19 protein-coding genes are annotated in these 13,689 nt (G+C 32.2%); 15 read left to right on the top strand and 4 right to left on the bottom strand.

Going from position 1 to position 13,689, the window contains the following annotated elements:
- Window position 1: 1 nt before the first annotated feature.
- The 8 genes from hisC (at window position 2) to V1468_RS08915 (ending at window position 8,035) form a co-directional block, all read left to right on the top strand.
- On the top strand, window positions 2-1,057 hold the full coding sequence (gene hisC / locus V1468_RS08880; protein ID WP_331809883.1) for a histidinol-phosphate transaminase: 1,056 nt from the start codon (window positions 2-4) through the stop codon (window positions 1,055-1,057).
- Between the two features lie 84 nt (window positions 1,058-1,141).
- Entirely contained in the window at window positions 1,142-2,275 is a 1,134-nt protein-coding gene (gene hisB, locus V1468_RS08885) for a bifunctional histidinol-phosphatase/imidazoleglycerol-phosphate dehydratase HisB (RefSeq protein ID WP_331810013.1), read from the top strand.
- Window positions 2,276-2,360: 85 nt separating this feature from the next.
- Complete coding sequence (gene hisH, locus V1468_RS08890; protein WP_331809884.1) at window positions 2,361-2,942, top strand: imidazole glycerol phosphate synthase subunit HisH; 582 nt, start codon at window positions 2,361-2,363, stop codon at window positions 2,940-2,942.
- A 76-nt stretch (window positions 2,943-3,018) separates the two neighbouring features.
- Window positions 3,019-3,753: a 1-(5-phosphoribosyl)-5-[(5-phosphoribosylamino)methylideneamino]imidazole-4-carboxamide isomerase gene (gene hisA / locus V1468_RS08895; protein WP_331809885.1), complete on the top strand. Its 735-nt coding sequence runs from the start codon at window positions 3,019-3,021 to the stop codon at window positions 3,751-3,753.
- Between the two features lie 91 nt (window positions 3,754-3,844).
- Window positions 3,845-4,600 carry an imidazole glycerol phosphate synthase subunit HisF gene (gene hisF / locus V1468_RS08900; protein WP_331809886.1) on the top strand — a complete coding sequence of 252 codons (756 nt, stop codon included), beginning with the start codon at window positions 3,845-3,847 and terminating at the stop codon, window positions 4,598-4,600.
- A 42-nt stretch (window positions 4,601-4,642) separates the two neighbouring features.
- Window positions 4,643-5,242 carry a bifunctional phosphoribosyl-AMP cyclohydrolase/phosphoribosyl-ATP diphosphatase HisIE gene (gene hisIE, locus V1468_RS08905; protein ID WP_331809887.1) on the top strand — a complete coding sequence of 200 codons (600 nt, stop codon included), beginning with the start codon at window positions 4,643-4,645 and terminating at the stop codon, window positions 5,240-5,242.
- 95 nt (window positions 5,243-5,337) lie between these two features.
- The gene (locus V1468_RS08910; RefSeq protein ID WP_331809888.1) at window positions 5,338-7,140 is read left to right on the top strand and encodes a zinc-dependent metalloprotease; all 1,803 of its coding nucleotides are present in this window, start codon (window positions 5,338-5,340) and stop codon (window positions 7,138-7,140) included.
- A 109-nt stretch (window positions 7,141-7,249) separates the two neighbouring features.
- Entirely contained in the window at window positions 7,250-8,035 is a 786-nt protein-coding gene (locus V1468_RS08915; protein WP_331809889.1) for a tRNA pseudouridine synthase A, read from the top strand.
- 57 nt (window positions 8,036-8,092) lie between these two features.
- Here the strand turns inward: V1468_RS08915 and V1468_RS08920 are convergent, their stop codons facing one another.
- Both V1468_RS08920 and V1468_RS08925 read right to left on the bottom strand, forming a co-directional pair.
- Window positions 8,093-8,527 carry a hypothetical protein gene (locus tag V1468_RS08920; RefSeq protein WP_331809890.1) on the bottom strand — a complete coding sequence of 145 codons (435 nt, stop codon included), beginning with the start codon at window positions 8,525-8,527 and terminating at the stop codon, window positions 8,093-8,095.
- Between the two features lie 163 nt (window positions 8,528-8,690).
- Window positions 8,691-8,912: a hypothetical protein gene (locus V1468_RS08925; RefSeq protein ID WP_138434016.1), complete on the bottom strand. Its 222-nt coding sequence runs from the start codon at window positions 8,910-8,912 to the stop codon at window positions 8,691-8,693.
- A 249-nt stretch (window positions 8,913-9,161) separates the two neighbouring features.
- Here V1468_RS08925 and V1468_RS08930 point away from each other — a divergent pair, with 249 nt between their 5' ends.
- The 7 genes from V1468_RS08930 to V1468_RS08960 all read left to right on the top strand — a co-directional run bounded on the left by V1468_RS08930 (window position 9,162) and on the right by V1468_RS08960 (window position 12,653).
- Entirely contained in the window at window positions 9,162-9,653 is a 492-nt protein-coding gene (locus V1468_RS08930; RefSeq protein ID WP_331809891.1) for a Dps family protein, read from the top strand.
- 55 nt (window positions 9,654-9,708) lie between these two features.
- On the top strand, window positions 9,709-10,611 hold the full coding sequence (locus tag V1468_RS08935; RefSeq protein WP_331809892.1) for a mechanosensitive ion channel family protein: 903 nt from the start codon (window positions 9,709-9,711) through the stop codon (window positions 10,609-10,611).
- Between the two features lie 109 nt (window positions 10,612-10,720).
- On the top strand, window positions 10,721-10,885 hold the full coding sequence (locus V1468_RS08940; RefSeq protein WP_331809893.1) for a DUF1328 family protein: 165 nt from the start codon (window positions 10,721-10,723) through the stop codon (window positions 10,883-10,885).
- Window positions 10,886-10,930: 45 nt separating this feature from the next.
- Window positions 10,931-11,101 (top strand): hypothetical protein, encoded by a 171-nt coding sequence (locus tag V1468_RS08945; RefSeq protein WP_331809894.1) that lies wholly within the window; start codon window positions 10,931-10,933, stop codon window positions 11,099-11,101.
- Between the two features lie 7 nt (window positions 11,102-11,108).
- Entirely contained in the window at window positions 11,109-11,321 is a 213-nt protein-coding gene (locus V1468_RS08950; protein WP_331809895.1) for a hypothetical protein, read from the top strand.
- 41 nt (window positions 11,322-11,362) lie between these two features.
- Window positions 11,363-11,902: a hypothetical protein gene (locus V1468_RS08955; RefSeq protein ID WP_331809896.1), complete on the top strand. Its 540-nt coding sequence runs from the start codon at window positions 11,363-11,365 to the stop codon at window positions 11,900-11,902.
- 73 nt (window positions 11,903-11,975) lie between these two features.
- Window positions 11,976-12,653 carry a DUF2461 domain-containing protein gene (locus V1468_RS08960; protein WP_331809897.1) on the top strand — a complete coding sequence of 226 codons (678 nt, stop codon included), beginning with the start codon at window positions 11,976-11,978 and terminating at the stop codon, window positions 12,651-12,653.
- On the opposite strand, the gene V1468_RS08965 is transcribed toward V1468_RS08960, so the two are convergent.
- The gene (locus V1468_RS08965; protein ID WP_331809898.1) at window positions 12,648-13,094 is read right to left on the bottom strand and encodes a hypothetical protein; all 447 of its coding nucleotides are present in this window, start codon (window positions 13,092-13,094) and stop codon (window positions 12,648-12,650) included. The two genes, V1468_RS08960 and V1468_RS08965, sit on opposite strands and share 6 nt — an antisense overlap.
- 7 nt (window positions 13,095-13,101) lie before the next feature.
- Window positions 13,102-13,518, bottom strand: a complete 417-nt coding sequence (locus tag V1468_RS08970; RefSeq protein ID WP_331809899.1) for a glyoxalase — start codon at window positions 13,516-13,518, stop codon at window positions 13,102-13,104.
- Window positions 13,519-13,689: the final 171 nt, after the last annotated feature.

The following is a 13,689-nucleotide window of genomic DNA, read 5'->3' on the forward strand; positions in this document are numbered from 1 at the left end:
AATGAGAAGTAAAGATTTTGATTTATTGAAACTGGTTAGACCAAACATCGCAGCCTTAAAACCGTATTCTTCGGCGAGAGATGAGTTTAAAGATGCGACATCAAACCAAATGATTTTCTTAGATGCAAATGAAAATCCGTTTGAAAATGGTGTAAATCGTTATCCAGATCCTCAACAAAAAGATGTAAAATCGATGTTGTCAAACATAAAAAACATTCCAACCGAAAATATCCTATTAGGTAACGGAAGTGATGAAGTGTTAGACTTAATCTTTAGAGCCTTTTGTGAGCCAAATCAAGATAATGTTATCACATTACCGCCAACTTACGGTATGTACGACGTATTAGCAAATACAAATGCTATCGACGTTTTAAAGGTTGAATTGGATACAAATTTTCAACCAAAAGTAGACGACATTTTAAACACACAAAATAGCAACACCAAACTATTGTTTTTATGCTCGCCAAACAATCCAACAGCGAATAGTTTTGAAGCATCAAAAATTGAAAAATTATTAACTAATTTCAATGGAATTGTAGTAATTGATGAGGCATATATCGATTTTTCAGAAGACGAAAGTTGGATATCAAAATTATCAGATTTTCCAAATTTAATAGTTACACAAACGCTATCTAAAGCTTACGGAATGGCAGGGATCAGACTAGGGATTTGTTATGCATCTACCGAAATTATTTCAATTTTAAATAAAATAAAACCACCATATAACGTCAATCAACTAACGCAGCAAAAGGCAATTCAACGTTTAGAAAAGCAACAAGAGGTTCAAAACGAAATTCAGAATATAATTTCAGAAAGAAGCTTGTTAATTAAAGCCTTAAAGTCGATTACTTGGATTGATATTATATATCCAACACAAGCCAATTTTGTGTTAGTAAAAGTTGATGATGCGACTAAAAGATACAATCAGTTAGTAGAAAAAGGCATTGTTGTTCGTAATAGAACCAATCAACCACTTTGCAACAACTGTTTGCGTTTTACTGTTGGCACAAGTGAAGAGAATGAGAAATTGATTGCAGTATTAAAGAAATTAAACTAAGGTTGTCATTCCGCACTTGTTGCGGAATCCACATTGAACATAAATTAATAAAAGATTCCTGCCTGCGCAGGAACGACAAAGATGATGAAAAAAGTACTATTTATAGACCGTGACGGCACGTTAATTAAAGAACCAGCAGATGAGCAAATCGATAGTTTTGAGAAGTTGGTATTTTACCCAAAAGTCTTCACGTATTTAAGTAAAATCGCTAAAGAATTAGATTTTGAAATCGTAATGATTACCAATCAAGATGGACTGGGAACAGATGTTTATCCTGAAAACACATTTTGGCCTGTTCATAATTTTGTGCTTCAATCTTTTGAAAACGAAGGTGTTATTTTTGAAGAACAATTTATCGACAGAACTTTTGCTAAGGATAACGCACCAACTCGAAAACCAAATACAGGTCTGTTAACCAAGTATTTTAGCGAAGATTACGATTTAGAAAATTCGTTTGTCATTGGTGACCGTTTAACCGATGTTGAATTAGCTAAAAATCTGGGTTCGAAGGGTATTTTTATTAACGATAATACCAATTTAGGAACGGACGAAATTACGGTAAAACGAGACGCTTTAGAACAATTTATCGCTTTAGAGAGTAACGATTGGGAAGAAATTTATAAATTCTTAAAAGCTAAAGAACGCTCAGGAAGCATCGAGCGAAACACCAATGAAACCAAGATTAAAATCGATTTAAACCTTGACGGAACAGGACAAAGTAATATAGATACTGGCATTGCTTTTTTTGACCATATGTTGGACCAAATTGCACGTCACGGACAATTAGATTTAAACATCAAGGTTGACGGTGATTTAGAAGTAGACGAGCATCACACGATTGAAGATACAGCAATTGCTTTAGGTGAAGTGTTTGCAACGACTTTAGGAAACAAATTAGGTATAGAACGTTACGGTTTTAGCCTACCAATGGACGATTGTTTTGCGCAGGCTGCAATAGATTTTGGTGGTAGAAACTGGTTGGTTTGGGAAGCCGATTTTAAACGTGAAATGATTGGTAAAATGCCAACCGAAATGTTTTTTCACTTCTTTAAATCCTTTACAGATGGTGCAAAATGCAACCTAAACATTAAAGCAGAAGGTACAAACGAGCATCACAAAATTGAAGCGATTTTTAAAGCATTTGCAAAAGCAATAAAAATGGCTGTAAAACGCGATGTTGAAAAAATGATTTTACCAAGTACAAAAGGAATGTTGTAGTACTTGTCATTCCGTACTTGATCCGGAATCTAAAAAAAATGAACAATAATTAATAATATTCCTGCCTTCGCAGGAATGACAATAAATGAAAATAGTCATCATAAATTACGGTGCAGGAAACATCAAAAGCATTCAGTTTGCTTTTAAACGCTTAGGTTTTGAAGCGTTGTTAACTAATAATCCTGATGAAATTAAAGCTGCAGATAAAGTGATTTTTCCTGGTGTAGGCGAGGCGAGTAGTGCTATGCAAAAGCTAAAAGAATCAGGATTGGATCGTTTAATTCCACAGTTAAAACAACCTGTTCTAGGGATTTGTTTAGGTATGCAGCTAATGTGTAAATCTACAGAAGAAGGACATACAAAAGGCTTAGGTATTTTTGATGTAGATGTAAAACGCTTTTCAAACACAGTAAAAGTGCCACAAATGGGTTGGAATACGATTAATAATCTTCAATCAGATTTGTTTAAAGATATTAAAACAAATGAGTTTATGTATTTGGTGCATAGCTTTTATGCAGAACAATGCCAAGAAGCAATTGCAACAACAACTTATGAAGTAGAATACGCTTCAGCTTTACAAAAAGATAATTTTTACGGTGTGCAATTTCATCCAGAAAAATCATCTTTAGCAGGTGAACAAATTTTGAGAAATTTCATCAATTTATAAAATAAAAATGTCAGGCTGAGCGCAGTCGAAGCCTATATATTAACTAAAAAGATTCCTGCCTACGCAGGAAATAATTATGAGAATAATACCAGCAATAGATATAATAGAAGGAAAGTGCGTAAGATTAACTAAAGGCGATTACAGCACCACAAAAATGTACAATGAAAATCCGCTAGAAGTAGCCAAGCAATTTGAAGATGCAGGTATAGAATACTTGCATATGGTAGATTTAGAAGGCGCTAAAGCAGACCACGTAGTCAATTATAAAGTGTTAGAAAAGGTTGCGACAAAAACCAATTTAAAAATCGATTTTGGTGGCGGACTTAAATCCGACGACGATGTATTTATAGCATTTAATTCTGGTGCTAAACAAATTACAGGTGGTAGTATAGCTGTAAAAAACACCGACACTTTTTTACGATGGATTAATAAATACGGTACCCAAAAAATTATCCTTGGTGCCGATTGTAAAAACGAAAAAATCGCTATTTCTGGTTGGTTAGAAGAAAGTAGTTTAGAGGTTGTTCCGTTTATTCAGGAATATCAAAAAAATGGTATTCAGTATGTGGTTTGTACAGATATTTCAAAAGACGGAATGCTTCAAGGTCCATCCGTAGATTTGTATAAAAAAATAATTAACCAATGTACTAATGGTAGCTCAGATCAATCTATAAAGCTAATCGCTTCTGGTGGAGTAACAACTATTGAAGATGTTGAAGTTTTATCTGAAATTGGATGCGATGGTGTAATAATTGGTAAAGCCATTTACGAAAACAGAATAAGTTTAAAAGAATTAGAACGCTTTTTATAATAAAAAATTAATGTCATTGCGAGCGTAAGCGTGGCAATCTCATTCTTTGTAAAAGATTGCTTCACTATGTTCGCAATGACGAATAGAATTTATGCTAACAAAACGAATCATACCTTGTCTAGATATCAAAAACGGTCGTACCGTTAAAGGCGTTAATTTTGTTAATTTAAGGGACGCAGGCGATCCTGTAGAATTAGCAAAACAGTATGCGGTAAAAGGTGCAGACGAATTGGTGTTTTTAGATATATCTGCAACTTTAGAAGGTAGAAAAACAATGATAGAAATGGTGCTTAAAGTCGCCGAACAAGTCAATATTCCATTTACCGTTGGTGGCGGAATTTCAAGTGTTGAAGATGTAGATGTACTTTTAAAATCTGGTGCAGATAAAATATCTGTCAATTCATCTGCTGTAAAACGACCAGAATTGGTAAACGAATTGTCAAGTAAATTTGGTAGTCAATGTGTTGTGGTTGCTATAGATGCCAAACAAGTTAATGGACAATGGAAAGTGCATTTAGCTGGTGGAAGTATTCCAACCGAATTAGATTTATTTGATTGGGCAAAAGAAGTTGAAACAAGAGGCGCAGGCGAAATCCTGTTTACCTCTATGAATAACGACGGAACAAAAAACGGATTTGCAAATCAAGCTTTGGCTAAACTATCAGAGACTGTAAATATCCCGATAATTGCTTCTGGTGGCGCAGGAACTATTCAGCATTTTACAGATACCTTTAAAGTAGGAAATGCAGATGCTGCTTTGGCTGCAAGTGTATTTCATTTTGGTGAAATAGAAATAAAAGACTTAAAAGAAGAATTAAAACAGGAAGGTGTTTCTGTAAGAATATAACCTATCATTTCGCACTTGATGCGGAATCCCAAAAACAACATTATGAACATAAATTTCAATAAAAATAACGACGGATTAGTTCCTGCAATCATTCAAGATGCAACAACTAAAAATGTGTTGATGCTTGGCTATATGAATGAAGAAGCGTTTAAAAAGACACAAGATACGAAGTTAGTGACCTTTTTTAGTCGTACCAAAAACCGACTTTGGACTAAAGGTGAAGAAAGTGGTAACGTTTTAAACTTAGTAGATATTAAATTAGATTGCGATAAAGATACTTTGTTAGTAACTGTAAATCCAAAAGGACCAACGTGTCACAAAGGAAGTGATACCTGTTGGGATGAAGCTAACACCGAATCTTACGGATTTTTAACCCAATTAGAAAACACCATACAAAGTAGAGTAGAAGCTGGTAACACAAAAAAATCTTATGTAGCTTCATTATTTGCAAAAGGTATCAATAAAGTGGCTCAAAAAGTTGGTGAAGAAGCTGTAGAAGTTGTTATCGAAGCTAAAGACAATAATGACAACTTATTTTTAAATGAAAGTGCTGATTTGTTGTTTCACTATTTAATGTTACTGCAAGCTAAAGGGTTTAGGTTGAAAGAAGTTGTATCTGCTCTTAGAGAAAGACATAAATGATTACTTTTATCGATTAAACGTAAATATTTACGATAAAATGTTGTTTTTTGTTGAAAATGTGTATATTGCAACACTTAATTTTAACCAAAATCTCAATGAAAAACTTTACAATTTGTACTGTAATGGTATTCTTTTCTTTATTTACTTATTCTGTTTTCGCGCAGCAATGTGCGTTCGATAAACAACGAAAAGAACTACTACAAAACCCTAATTATGTTCAGCAAGAGCAATTGGCTGAGCAAAAGATTCAAAACTTTATTTCAAATAATGAATTAGCTCAACGAAATGGTACTATTTACACCATACCTGTTGTTGTACATGTGCTGCATTTAGGTGAAGCAGAAGGATCAGGATCGAATATTTCTGATGCTCAAATTCAAAGTAGTATCGATAATCTTAATGATTTTTATAGAGGTCTAACTCCTGGTAGTTCAGTTGATTTTGAGATTGAATTTGTCTTAGCTCAAAGAGACCCTAATTGTGCAGCTACTACAGGAATAAATAGAATTGACGCCTCTGGAATACCAGGTTATGCTAGTAATGGTGTTAATGTGGCGGATTCAGGTGGTGCTGATTATGAAACTATAAGAGATTATATAAGTTGGCCTTCTACAGATTATTTAAATTTTTGGATTGTTACTGAATTAGATAATAATGGTGGTGGTTTTGGTTATCAAGGTTACGCTTATTTTTATAATGAATTTAGCAATTACTATGGCTCTGTAATGATGACTTCCGTTTTTGGTTACGATCCAGGAAACACTAATGGTTGGGGCTTAAATTCTAACGGAGATAATAGTACTGTAGTTCATGAAGTTGGTCATTTCTTACATTTATATCATACATTCCAAGGTGATGACACCAACAATGATGGTGTTGCGGATACGTGCCCAGCAGATGCAACAGTAGGTACTGATAGTGATGGTTGTGCAGATACTGTACCACATCAAAGAGAAACAAGTACTTGTCCTGCAAATAATACCTGTACAGGAAATCCATGGGTAGATAATAATACAATTAATAATGTAATGAGTTATTACTTTTGTACTGATAGATTAACAGAGGATCAGAAAACAAGATCAAGAGCTGCCATGACTGGTACCAAAATAATAGACTCTAAAGGAGGCGAATCACCAGTAGCTGGTTTTGTTGCTCCTACTGCTGTTTGTTCTGCAAATTCACCAGCAGGTACTAATGTCGCTGGTATACTGAGTGTAGAACTAAATAATACTACATTAGTTTCATCTACAACAGATGATGATGGTGGTAACTTAGATAGAAGTGTTAATTGTAGTGGTCTTTTTAATATTGATACAGATAATCCATATACAATGAATGTTGAAATTACTACAGGTAATTTTCATCAATTAGCTGTTTGGATAGATTGGAATAACGATGGTGATTTTGATGATGATGCAGAAGTGCAGCATTATTCTGAAGATATTCCAGGAAACACAATAGTTCCTGTGGCCTTAACATACCCTACAACTATACCTTATGATAGCTATGTAAGAATTAGATTGATGACAGATGTTGATAATAGATACGGAGGTGTAAATACTATAAATTCACCTTGCTACACGTCATTAGCTTATGGTCAGTCGGAAGACTATGCGTTATATATTGAGCCAGGCACATTATCTATTGAAGATGTTGATGCCAGTAAGTTAAGTATTTTTTCAGATGATTCTAATAATCAGTTAGTTGTTAAGGGGCAATTACTAGAAACTTCAACAGCCAACTTATACGATATACAAGGTAGATTGGTTAAGAGTGAATTATTAAATAGTTCTTCTACAAGAAACATTTTAGATGTATCAGGACTAAGTAGTGGAATTTATATTGTGAAAGTTTCAAACAGTATTCAGTCAAAAGTTAAGAAAGTTGTTTTAGATTAAATAAATAGTTAGTTAGTAATGCTTAAAAGGCTGTCAATATTTTAGTTGACAGCCTTTTTTGTTTATCTTAAATCTTTGGATTCTTCAATAAAATAACGTTCTTGCTACAATGTTTAACAAACGTTATTATTACCTCATAAAAATTCAATATTTAGGCTATCGATTTCACGGTTGGCAAAAACAACCAGATGTAAAGACATTGCACCTAATGATCGATAGAACCTTAAAATATATTCTAGGAGACGTAAGATTTAAAACACTTGGTGCTGGTAGAACAGATGCTATGGTTTCTGCTAATGAAGCGGCATTAGAATTATTTATTTATAATGATCCTATTACTGACTTTGATGAATTCTTATTACTGTTTAATCACAATTTACCACAAGATATAAGAGCTTTGTCTATTGAAGAAGTAGATAAGGATTTCAATATTATTCAAGATTCTAAAATAAAGGAATACCACTATGTGTTTTCGCATGGGCAAAAAAACCATCCATTTTGTGCGCCTATTTTAACGACTATTTTAGAACCTCTTAACATAGATTTAATGAAAGAAGGAGCTAAGTTGTTTCAAGGTTTTCACAACTTTAAAACCTATTGCTACAAAGCCACAAATAAAGGTGAATATAAGAGAACGATAGAATATTGTGAAATCATAGATAATAATATATATAAAGCTAATTTCTTTCCACAAGAATCTTATGTTTTTATTATAAGAGGAAAAGGTTTTATGCGAAACCAAATTCGTTTAATGATGGGTTGTCTTATTAAGTTAGGGCGCGGTGAGATTACACTAGATTATATTAAAGAGACACTCAAGGAAGATAGTAATGAAAAAATGGATTATATAGCACCAGCATCTGGACTTATACTACATCAATTAAAATTTGAATAAAAAAAGGAACTAACAAACGCTAATCCCTTTTTTACTTTTGGTTGGTTATTCATTAAATTAATGTATCCAGCCTTTTTTAGCAGAATGGCTTGAAAACCACACTAAAAATAATGCAAATACAATAATCATGTATGCCATAATTTCATTGGCACTAAAATCTACACCCTTTAAATCTGCAATAAACAAGAAATAAACCATTTGTATAGTTGCAGCAATAAAAGATAAAATAAGTAGCAATTTCGCAGCTCTTTTTCTTAATAACAAAAGTATACAGCCTATTGCGCCAGAAAAAACAGCAGTAGCAAATAATGCTGTGTACCATGCAGGAAGTGTAGACATCACTTCTAATTGATCTTTCGTGTAGGCGTCAGTGTAAGCAGATAATTCGTAAGCCTGGCTTATATAACCATGCACTCCAAGGGCATTCCAAACAAGAGCAATCACGCTCACAATCCAAAACCAAATAGGTGGTTTTTGTAATAAATTCGTCATAATAAATTGATTTAATTAGTTAGTTTTTAAACAGGGATAATCTGTTATTCAATTAACAATTTATAAAAAAAATCATAGACTTAAACCTCAGACTATAATTTAAGACAAATAAAAAAGGGTGAAATTTATAAATTTCACCCTTTTTAATCTTTGTATATTTTAGTTATTCTACTACATGTAATTTCGGTTCTTTCTCAACAAATTTTCCGTTTACGGATTCACCTAAAATAAGTACTTCTTTAGAACGTTCGTACATTTTTATTGCTCGGTGCATTTGTAATTTAGTGCCACTATATAGTTTAACACCCGATTTAGAACCTTTGTTTCTGATTTCAATATAGAAACCATCTTTAAGCTTTGTTGGTCTTGTTGCTGGTCTACCCATAAAATTAGTGTATGTTTTTTAAAAGTACCGCATTATACTGAAAATTATAGCAACTCACAAGTTTATTTTTAACAATTCTAATTTAAAATATTAACACGTTAAAATCTATTAACATTTACAAGAGTCTTTAACAAAATATTATGTTAATAACTCTCTGAAATGGTTAAAGCCTGTTAAGTCCCTTGACAGGAGCGCATATGCCTATTAGATTGAATGGAAACGAAACCAAATAAAATTAAAACAATAGTTATGAGCTACTTAAATATGAATGACGAAAAATTATTACCAACTGTTGTAGAATTAAACACTTTACTAGCTGACTACCATGTGTACTATCAAAATTTAAGAAATTTCCATTGGAATATCTTAGGTGATAATTTTTTTGAATTGCACGAAAAATTTGAAGAATTATATACAGATGCAAGAGTTAAAATCGATGAAATAGCAGAGCGTATCTTAACATTGAGATACCATCCTATGAGTAATTTGAAGGATTATTTAAAAGCTTCTTCGATTGAAGAAGTATCTTCAAAAAAAACAGATAAGGAAATGGTAGAATCTATCTTAAACAATCATTCCGTACTGTTAAAACAGATGTCTAAAGTTATTGACAAAGCAGAACAAACTAACGATGAAGGTACAATAGACCTTATTGGAGCCTATATTAGAGAACTAGAAAAAAGCAGTTGGATGTTAGATGCATTCACCAAAGAAACCGCATCACAATTAAATGAGGTATAAATGGCTTAAACTTTAAGCAAATAAAACAACATTTAATAATTAAAAACATCTAAAAATGAAAGAGCAATTTAATACTGCCCTTGGGAATCTAGTTACTAAACTTGAGGGCTGGTTCAATACAATAATAGAATATATACCCAATTTTATACTAGCCATTTTGGTTATGGTAGCCTCATATTTTGCTGCTAAGTATATCAGCAAATTTGTGAGTAGATTGGTTTCTAAGAAAGTTAATCAACAATCAATAACCACAGCTATCGCAAGAGTAACAGCTGTAATAGTTGTAGCATTAGGATTATTCGTATCACTTGGTGTTATGAATTTAGGTAAAGCTTTGACCTCACTGTTAGCTGGTGCTGGTGTAGTTGGTTTAGCAATAGGTTTAGCTTTACAAGGAACGCTTGCTAATACTTTTGCAGGACTTATATTATCATTTAGAAAGAAAATTCAAATAGGTAATTGGGTAGAGACCACTGGTTATTCGGGTGAAGTTATAGACATTAATCTTAAAGATTTTACATTAAAGGAAGCCGATAACAATATTGTTATTATACCAAATAAAACAATTTTAGAAAACCCACTAAAAAATTATTCTCTTACTACGAGAATGCGAGTGTTCTTAGAGTGTGGAGTAGGATACGAGTCTGATTTAGAAAAGGTAGAACAACTAACAAAAGAAGTTATCGCTAAATCCTTTGATCAGGTTGAAAAACCAGAAGACGTAGAATTCTATTACACAGAGTTTGGGGATAGTTCAATAAATTATTTATGCAGATTTTGGATTGATGCCGAAAGTATGCTCGAAAAATTAAGAGCTAAAACTAAAGCCATTATAGAAATTAAAAAGGCTTACGACAAAGAAGGTATTAATATTCCTTTCCCTATCAGAACACTACAGTTTGATAACAAGCTAAGTGTAAAGTCACCAGACTTACAAGAAGCATTTTCAAACAACTAAACCTAACAAATCCTACACACTATTATCTATTCAGTGAGAGTCACTGAAAGAACCATAGTTTCTGAAAGTCAGAAACTAAAAAACACTAATCATTTAAAAATTTAAAATTATGTTACGTTGGACAATCACATTTGTAATTATTGCAATCATAGCCGGAATCTTAGGATTTGGTGGAATAGCAGGAGGAGCTGCCACAATAGCAAAAATATGTTTCTTCCTATTCTTAGTACTATTTGTTATATCTCTTTTTAGAGGATCAACAAAAAAGCTGTAAGCCAGACATAGTAAGACAAAATATTAACCACTAAAATTTAAAACAATGAAGAAGTTCACATATATATTTATAGCATTATTTAGTCTAAGTTTATTAACTACTAGTTGTAGAGAACAAAAGTCTACAGGAGAAAAAATAGAAGAAGCAGTAGATGATACTGGTGATGCTATTGAAGATGCTGCAGACGATGTAGAAGATGCAGTTGATAACAAATAAAACAAAGATGAAAAAAATATCATATCTGTTTTTAGCACTATTCAGTTTAAGTATTTTAATAACTAACTGTAGAGAGCAAAAAACACCAGACGAAAAAGTTGAAGAAGCATTAAATGAAGTAGGAGAAGAGCTAGAAGATGCTAGCGATGATGTAAAAGATGCTGCTGAAGACTTACAAGATGAAATAGAAGAGGTTAAAGAAGAAAATGGTGGTAAGTAATACCACAGACTTTAATCACAGAATAAAATAAATCACACAAGATGAAAATTAAAATATTAGTCTTGGCACTTACAATGTTTGTGAGTGTCCAGGCTCAAAAAGAAAATAAAGACAAAATAGTTGAGACCAAAACCAGAGTCATTAACGTAAAAGAGGACGGTAAAATGATAGAAAAAAAGGTTATGGTAAAAACTACCAAAGAGCAAAAAATTAAAACAGATCCTAGATACAAAGGCAAACTTAATGCTCCAAGGGTTTTACCCGCTACCAAAGTTTCTAAAGTAATATATATAGACAATGATAATGATCCATTTTATGACGAAACGGCAAAAGTGACTTATTATCAAAAAGACGGAATGGTTTATAATTTTAATCCAACTGATTCTGGGTTTGAAATTGTAGACAATAAGTCTAAAAAAATGATAGGTAATGCCAGATTCTCAAATAATGCTGAAGTCTACCTGTTTAACACTAGTGATTATAGTGGAATAGGATACTTTAAAGACAATATGTTTGTTGTTGAGTATTATGATGATGAAGGTACCCTAATCATTGAAAAATTTAATGACAGTAAACTATAATTTACGGAATACATAACTACAGAAAGCCATCAGAATTGATGGCTTTTTTTTTATTTTTATACAAACAAAAAATATGAGTGTTACTATACCAAAAGAGACGTTTTCTTTCTTAAATAAATTAGCTAAAAACAACAATAGAGACTGGTTTAATGAGCGCAAACCAGAATTTAAAGCTATTGAAGCTAAAGTAAAATCTGCGTATAACCATCTAGGAGAATTAATGGCCGCACATGATCAGATAGAAAAGATTAAAATCTTCAGAATCTATAGAGATGTTCGTTTTTCAAAAAACAAGTTACCATATAAAACACATTTTGGTGGTTCTTTTACAAGAAAAAAACCAGAGCTAAGAGGTGGTTATTATCTTCATATTCAACCCAATAACGAATCGTTTATTGCTGCAGGTTTCTGGGAGCCTAATAAAGAAGATTTGCTTAGAGTTAGAAAAGAATTTGAAATGGACGATAGTGAAATGAGAGCTATTCTTAATAATAAAACTTTTAGTGAAACTTGGGGGAATTTTGTTGGTGATGAGCTTAAGACAGCACCAAAAGGTTTTGATAAAGCACATCCTGCAATAGACCTCATTCGAAAAAAACAATACATATTCATCAAAAAATATTCAGATAAAGAAGTATTGCAAGATGATTTTCTTGAAAATGTAAATGATGCATTTAAGAAAATTAGACCTTACTTTGATTATATGAGTGATGTGCTTACTACAAATCTTAATGGGGAATCTTTACTATAATATAGCTTTAATCTCATAAGATTTTTCATTAAACTGAAATTGGTAACCCACAGACTTAGATTTAATAAGCTGTCCTATTGGTGACTGAATTGAGATAATATAGTAATCCTCATCGCAAACAGTAACTTTTCCTTTACTTATAGCTATGTAGAAGTTGATGCTATCTGTTTTCACAATACTTCCCAAAACAACGTTTTGAGAAATAACATTAGGTTTTACCAAATTAAGATAGTCTTTAACCTTCTGAGCTTCGTTAAGGTAATTTAGGTTCTTTTCTAAGTCTTCTAACAATTGAGAATTACCAGATTCACCTTCCTCATCGCTAACCTTATCGTTACTTTCTATAGACTCTTTTATAAAGGATATTTCGTTTTTGTAGTGCGAAATTCTTTTGCTTACATCCTGTAAACAAATATCCAGTAGTTCTTGTTTTAATTTCATTTGGAGATTAAACCGCCTTTAAAACTTCAGGCTTTACAAATGCTTGTATACTGTCTAATAAGCGTTCTTTTACAATATTCATCATACGCTTATTTAAAGCTGATGAATTTTTGATATATAGCGCATATTCTTCTTCTGTAAATTGTCCAATAATCATACCTTTTACAGAATTTCTAAACTTCATATCCTTATGAATAGCATTATCTATATAACCCATTTGTTTAGCCAAAGTCAGCTCGTAAAAAACGTTTTTGCGTTTAGCTATATAATTTTTAAAAACAGCAATAAACAGGTCGTGCTGCATTTTTATAATTGGTCGTAATGTTTTGTTTTGAAATAACTCATCAGAACTCATTGAATCATAAATTTTAGCCGATGAAATTACTGGTCTAATAGATAACAAATACTCAGTGCGTGTAGCCATGGTTAAGTCATTTAAGATTAAATTCAATTTAAATTTAGCCAATAAGACTGTCTTTAATTAGAGTAGGTGATATTGTTGTTAACGTTGTTATTAACATTTAAGATTTTGCTATTATTAAATCTAATTCAAAATACTATTTCAACTCACGATTAACTGCTATCTTTGAGAAAA

Origin of the sequence: Winogradskyella poriferorum, assembly GCF_036553625.1 — a bacterium.
GTDB classification, from domain to species: Bacteria; Bacteroidota; Bacteroidia; order Flavobacteriales; family Flavobacteriaceae; genus Winogradskyella; species Winogradskyella poriferorum.

Excerpts from the sequence above, each read along its gene's own strand:
- hisIE (WP_331809887.1), top strand. The coding sequence starts at position 4,643 with ATGAACATAAATTTCAATAAAAATAACGACGGATTAGTTCCTGCAATC.
- hisB (WP_331810013.1), top strand. The coding sequence starts at position 1,142 with ATGAAAAAAGTACTATTTATAGACCGTGACGGCACGTTAATTAAAGAA.
- V1468_RS08945 (WP_331809894.1), top strand. The coding sequence starts at position 10,931 with ATGAAGAAGTTCACATATATATTTATAGCATTATTTAGTCTAAGTTTA.
- V1468_RS08925 (WP_138434016.1), bottom strand. The coding sequence starts at position 8,912 with ATGGGTAGACCAGCAACAAGACCAACAAAGCTTAAAGATGGTTTCTAT.
- V1468_RS08965 (WP_331809898.1), bottom strand. The coding sequence starts at position 13,094 with ATGAAATTAAAACAAGAACTACTGGATATTTGTTTACAGGATGTAAGC.
- V1468_RS08910 (WP_331809888.1), top strand. The coding sequence starts at position 5,338 with ATGAAAAACTTTACAATTTGTACTGTAATGGTATTCTTTTCTTTATTT.
- V1468_RS08950 (WP_331809895.1), top strand. The coding sequence starts at position 11,109 with ATGAAAAAAATATCATATCTGTTTTTAGCACTATTCAGTTTAAGTATT.
- hisH (WP_331809884.1), top strand. The coding sequence starts at position 2,361 with ATGAAAATAGTCATCATAAATTACGGTGCAGGAAACATCAAAAGCATT.
- hisF (WP_331809886.1), top strand. The coding sequence starts at position 3,845 with ATGCTAACAAAACGAATCATACCTTGTCTAGATATCAAAAACGGTCGT.
- V1468_RS08940 (WP_331809893.1), top strand. The coding sequence starts at position 10,721 with ATGTTACGTTGGACAATCACATTTGTAATTATTGCAATCATAGCCGGA.
- V1468_RS08920 (WP_331809890.1), bottom strand. The coding sequence starts at position 8,527 with ATGACGAATTTATTACAAAAACCACCTATTTGGTTTTGGATTGTGAGC.
- V1468_RS08915 (WP_331809889.1), top strand. The coding sequence starts at position 7,250 with ATGTTTAACAAACGTTATTATTACCTCATAAAAATTCAATATTTAGGC.
- hisA (WP_331809885.1), top strand. The coding sequence starts at position 3,019 with ATGAGAATAATACCAGCAATAGATATAATAGAAGGAAAGTGCGTAAGA.
- V1468_RS08955 (WP_331809896.1), top strand. The coding sequence starts at position 11,363 with ATGAAAATTAAAATATTAGTCTTGGCACTTACAATGTTTGTGAGTGTC.
- V1468_RS08970 (WP_331809899.1), bottom strand. The coding sequence starts at position 13,518 with ATGGCTACACGCACTGAGTATTTGTTATCTATTAGACCAGTAATTTCA.
- V1468_RS08935 (WP_331809892.1), top strand. The coding sequence starts at position 9,709 with ATGAAAGAGCAATTTAATACTGCCCTTGGGAATCTAGTTACTAAACTT.
- V1468_RS08930 (WP_331809891.1), top strand. The coding sequence starts at position 9,162 with ATGAGCTACTTAAATATGAATGACGAAAAATTATTACCAACTGTTGTA.
- hisC (WP_331809883.1), top strand. The coding sequence starts at position 2 with ATGAGAAGTAAAGATTTTGATTTATTGAAACTGGTTAGACCAAACATC.
- V1468_RS08960 (WP_331809897.1), top strand. The coding sequence starts at position 11,976 with ATGAGTGTTACTATACCAAAAGAGACGTTTTCTTTCTTAAATAAATTA.